At 68.0% G+C, this 4,811-nt stretch carries 2 protein-coding genes and 2 pseudogenes; all 4 read right to left on the bottom strand.

Annotation, left to right across the window (positions count from 1 at the left end; genetic code table 11):
- Positions 1-1,044, bottom strand: a pseudogene (locus tag CAPSK01_RS05550) (hypothetical protein); the annotation flags it as partial.
- Positions 1,045-1,047: 3 nt separating this feature from the next.
- On the bottom strand, positions 1,048-2,031 hold the full coding sequence (locus CAPSK01_RS05545) for a MoxR family ATPase (RefSeq protein ID WP_273703161.1): 984 nt from the start codon (positions 2,029-2,031) through the stop codon (positions 1,048-1,050).
- Between the two features lie 13 nt (positions 2,032-2,044).
- Complete coding sequence (locus CAPSK01_RS05540; RefSeq protein ID WP_034923505.1) at positions 2,045-4,408, bottom strand: toll/interleukin-1 receptor domain-containing protein; 2,364 nt, start codon at positions 4,406-4,408, stop codon at positions 2,045-2,047.
- A 44-nt stretch (positions 4,409-4,452) separates the two neighbouring features.
- Positions 4,453-4,811, bottom strand: a pseudogene (locus CAPSK01_RS05535) (ATP-binding protein); the annotation flags it as partial.

Below are 4,811 nucleotides of genomic sequence, written 5' to 3'. Positions count from 1 at the left end.
GCGCCGCGGAGCGTCGGTAAAGAAGCCTTGCCGCGCCTCCAGTCCGGCGGCACGCAGCGTGGCGGCCAACTGCGCGGCGATTTCCCTCGGGGTCGGTCGCTCGAGGTGGCGGTCGAGCCAGAACCAGATGGCGCGCTCGTAGACGGCGCGCTCGAAGCAGAAGCGCACGAAACCACCGGCGCGCGCGCTCTGCTCGACCGTTCTGGGCAGATCCAGGCGGCGCGTGGGATCGTCGGCGACGAAGCGTTCGATGTTCCACACGAGCTGGCGGCGCGCGCGCGCGTCGATCAGCGCGCCGTCGTCGCGCGCCGGCGGGGGCAGCGGTTGCCAGCCGAAGCCTCGGTAGGCTTGTGGGGTGGCCTGGATGATCGGGAAGCGTTGCCGATAGTGCCGGCACAGGAAAAGCACCAGCGCCAGCGCGATCGCGCCGAGCAGCGTCAAAGCGAGCGGACCGAGCCGGTTCGGTACGTGGATGGATGCGGGCGCAATGTCGTCGATACGCCAGCTCCAGAAGGCGTTGACCGGCTGGTCGGGGAGGTCCGGGTCCTGGTTCGCCTGGTTCGGTCCCGGAGCAGCCGGCACGGTCGGCAGCTTCACAGCTTCTTGAGGCTTCGTTTGGGGCGGCGACAACGACCAGATCAACCAGGCGACGAGCAGCAGCCCGACACCGGCGAAGAGGAGTCGCCTGATCCAGTCGGGGGGCGGCGGCGGAGGGGGCGGCTCGAACAGCGATCGGGCACCGTCGTCAGTGGCGGGCGGCGGCGTCGACGAGGAGGCTGCGGTGGGTTCCGGCTCCGGCCAGTCGGCTTCGTGGTCAGGGCACCAGGCGGCGAAAAGTCCTTCGAAGGCTTCGCGCTGCGCCGGGGTCTTCACCAGCAGTGCCGCCAGCAGCGCTTTCAGGCCCGCGTGCTCGAGGCGCGGCTGGCACGCGAAGAGGTGGCGCAGGCGTTCGATTTCGCCCGGGCCCACCGGCACGCCATTGTGGCGCAAGGCCGCCAGGAAGTCGCCGAGTTCGGCGAGGCGGTCGCGCCCGTCGCGCGGCATCGCTCAACGCAACCGGGCGAGGTCGCCGGCGTCCTTGATCAGGGCGCCGAGAGCCGGCAGGTTTGTAAGCCGGCAGCCGTCCAGGGTCTGCGCGTCGACGCGCTGGGCACTGAGGATGCTCAACCAGGTGAGCAGCTCGGCCGTCGAGGGTTTCTTGTCCAGCCCCGGTATCTCGCGCAACTGCCAGAAGCGCCGGCGGGCCGCGGCGCGCGCGTCCGCGTCGAGATGGGGGAAACCGCTGCCGTCGGCGCCGGCCATGCTTTCGACCGCGGCTTTGACGAGATCTTCGTCGAGTTCGATGCGATGGAAGATGCAGCGGCGCAGAAAGGCATCGGGCAGGCGGCGTTCGTCGTTGCTGGTGACGATCACCAGCGGCCGCCGCCCGGTGCGCGGCGCGATCCACTGCCGGTGGTCGAAGGGATGCGGAAAGCTGTGCTGGTCGAGTTCGTGCAGCAGATCGTTGGGGAAGTCGCGCGAGGCCTTGTCGATCTCGTCGATCAGCACCACCGCGTCGCCGTCGGTGTCGTAGGCCTGCCAGAGTGCCCGCTTGTGCAGAAAGCCTTGTCGCACGGCGACAGCTTCTCTGGTACTGGCTCTCCCGCTGCCTGGCCGCGCATCCGTCGGGCGGCGGTCCGACTGCGCCCAGTGCAGATAGCCGACGGCATCGAACTCGTACATCAGGTCTTGCGCGGTGGAGGTCGATTTGACCAGGAACCTGAAGATCGGGATGGCGAAATACGCACTGACGAAGTCCGCCGCCTGCGTCTTGCCGGTGCCGGGCTCGCCGGTCAGGAGCAGCGGACTGCCGGTATGCAGCGCCATGTTGAGCGCCAGCAGCAGGTCGTCGGAAGGCCGGTAACGCATGGCCGCCTGGTGGTGGCTGCCGAGGAACGGCGGCGGTCGGCGGCGCGCCAGGAGTTGTCGTCTGGCGGTGGCGTCGTGGGTCGCAGGGGGCGCCGGCGGCTGCTCGATCAGCTCGAACGGCAAGAACGGTAAATCGTCAGCGGGCATCGCGTCGGCTCCAGAAATTGGCGTCGTAATGCGGCGGCGGCCAGGCGCCGGTAGCGGCAAGGTCCTTCAGTTCGTCGACCAGATTGCCCCAGTTGTCGGGTTCGCCGCGGCGGATGGTGCTGACCGCTTCGTCGAACGGCATTTCCTTGCGCTTGCCGAGCAACAGTTCGGGAAACTCTTCCCGGTAGCGATCGTGGCAACCACAGAGGGTCTCGTTGCGGAAATAGGTGCGCAAGTCCGAGCGGAGCACGGCGGCCAGGCGTTCGAGTCTGGCAAAGTGAAAGCATCGTTCCGCGTCATACGCTTCGATCAACTCGTCGACCGTGTTCGCGAGTTCGTCGGTCCGTTCGGCTTCCAGGGCGACGATCGAGATCACGCGGACCCTGGCTTGCCATCCGTCCGCGCCGAGTTCGGCCGCCAGCCGTGTGCGGCACCACTCGGCGACGGTGCGCAACAAGCGGGGGGCATCGCCGCTGGCTTCGCCGGCTTGCCAGCCGAGCACGAGGAAGCAGAACGCCGTTCCGGCCAGCGCCTCCCGGTCGAGCAGACCGTCGAGCACGGCCTGGCGGGGGGTGAGCCGGAAACGGCGGCGCACCCGATCGTCGACGCCTTGCACATCGTCGATGCCGGGAGTCAAATCGACCGACTGGTAGTAGTAGACCTCGCCCTCGCGCTGGTTGCGGACCAGGTGTTGCTGGATCATCGGCGGGAAATCGCGGGTTCGGCAACCGGGTGTTCCGAGCGCCACGACGTGGTGAATCCGGCGCACGGTATCGGTATGGAACTCATCCCTGGCGCCTGACAAGGTGTCGCGCTGCTGTTTGCGATCGAGCAGCAGATTGACCAGGTCGGGGTTCTGCAGACGCGCGGGCTCGACCGTCTCCCAGGTCGAGTAGCGCGTCCAGGCGCTGATGTGTCCGCAGCCGTGCCGGTGCAGGGCGACCACCGGATCGATCCGGCGCGAGAATACCGCTTCCAGCCAGGCCAGGCCGGCCCTGGCGGCGGCGTGGGCGGCGGCACGCGGGTTGCATTGAAAGAGCACTGCGCCCTTGACGGTGTCGAGCAGGAGTGGCCCGTGCGCGAGCGCCTCGTCGCCCGCTTCATTCACGAGGTTGAGAAAGAGCAGCGAGACGGAGCGGGATTCCCGCAACCATTTGGCCAGCTCCGACCACGACACGCACCCGCCATCGGCCGCATCCTGCAACAGCAGGCCATCGCGCGAGGCCGGCCCGTAGTAGTACACCAGCCGTGTCGAGCCCACTTGCAGCGCGCCGCGCAAGGCGTCGGCATCGGCGGCCAGCGCCGGCTCGGGATTTTGCGGCCAGTGGCGCTGAAAGAAGTGCCGCAGGTCGTCGAAGTGCGCGGCCTGTCGGCGTTGCGCGCAAGTCGCCAGCAGCAGCCGGCCGGGGAAGTGGCAGCGATGGCGTGGATGGTCCGGAAACTCCGGCTCGCCCGGCGTGTGGAACTCGACTGTCCAGCCGACCTGGCTGAGCGCGCGGCCCTGGTAGGCGAGAGTGCTCCAGGGCAGGCGATGCAGTTGCTCGCTGGCCGTGAGCAGGTGTACGCGCAGGGGTCCAAGCGTCGGTTCGGCGGCACCGTTGGTCGCAAATGCCAGCGCGAAGAGGTCCCCGAAGGTTGCGGGGTCGCTGCCGAAAAGCAGGTTGAACAGGAACTCGCCGTCGAGATCGTAACCGATGACCGTCGCGGGGGCCGGGCAATCGAGTCGGGGCCGGATCGGACTGGCATGCGTGCCCATGCAGAACTGGTGTTGCCAGTGGTCCCGGCGAGCTTCGAGGAAGATCGCCAGTTCGGGGCGCGGCCCGCTGGCCTGAGGCGCCGGCAGCGACACCGGGGGCAACTGCCGGCCAGCCCATTCGACGACCTTGCGATAGAGGAGATCGCGATCACTCCGGCTCTTCATCGCGCTCAGCGGCTTCGTCGGGTGGTTGAAGCTGTGGGTCCTGAGCAGTTCGAGCCGGTAAGGCTTGCCGTCGTGGTCGACGCGGTCGGACGACAAGGCCGCGTCGGGGACGGCACCGAGGTATAGGATGCCAAGTTTCAGGCCCTGGCATTCAGTACGGCGCAGCAGGAAGGGCAGCTCGCGTCGAGTGACGTAGTCGGAGTTCAGAAAATGGTTGCTGACGAGCAGGATCGCAATGGCCGAATCCACCATGGCTTGCTGTATCACGTCGTCGAACCGGTCGCCGACCTCGATGCCTTGCTCGTCGATCCAGAGTCGATCCCGAATGCCGGGGACCGTTCTCAGCGCCTGCAGAAGCTCGGCGATGAAGTCCTGGCCATCGTAGCTGTCCTTGTCAGCCCGGCTGTAGCTGATGAAGATCTGGCTGCCCATTGGCGTATTCTCCCGTAAAAGTCGCTCATCGCCCCCTGACTTGCTCAGGCGTCGATTTGCCGCTCGCGCAGCCAGCGCCCGAAGACCGGCACGAGCAGTTCGCCGTTGTCGCCGGTGATCTGGCGGCGGCGCAGGGCGGGCAGCGAAACGCCCGCGGGTGGCAGGGCCTGCCCCTGGGCGGCGGCCAGCACGACGGCCTGCGCCGCCGGGCCGAGGTCGCTCCAGACGTTGCGGAAGTAATAGCCGGCCTGGTCGAGCACGTCTTCCTCGACGGCGGCGAGGTCGGCCGGCGTCGCCGACTGGCGCCTGTCGTCGTTGAGGCGGTCGACGAGCAGCGAGCCGTAGAGCTGCGTCAGGTAGGGCTGGCCGCCGCTGCGGTCGACGGCGGCTTCGGCGATGGCGA

Origin of the sequence: Candidatus Accumulibacter vicinus, from assembly GCF_000584955.1 — a bacterium.
Taxonomy (GTDB): Bacteria; Pseudomonadota; Gammaproteobacteria; order Burkholderiales; family Rhodocyclaceae; genus Accumulibacter; species Accumulibacter vicinus.
Note: the sequence above shows the minus strand (reverse complement) of the source record. Positions and strands in the feature narration are given on the sequence as shown.

What these genes read in the sequence shown, in the direction of transcription:
- CAPSK01_RS05540 (WP_034923505.1), bottom strand. Translation starts at nt 4,408, where the DNA reads ATGGGCAGCCAGATCTTCATCAGCTACAGCCGGGCTGACAAGGACAGC.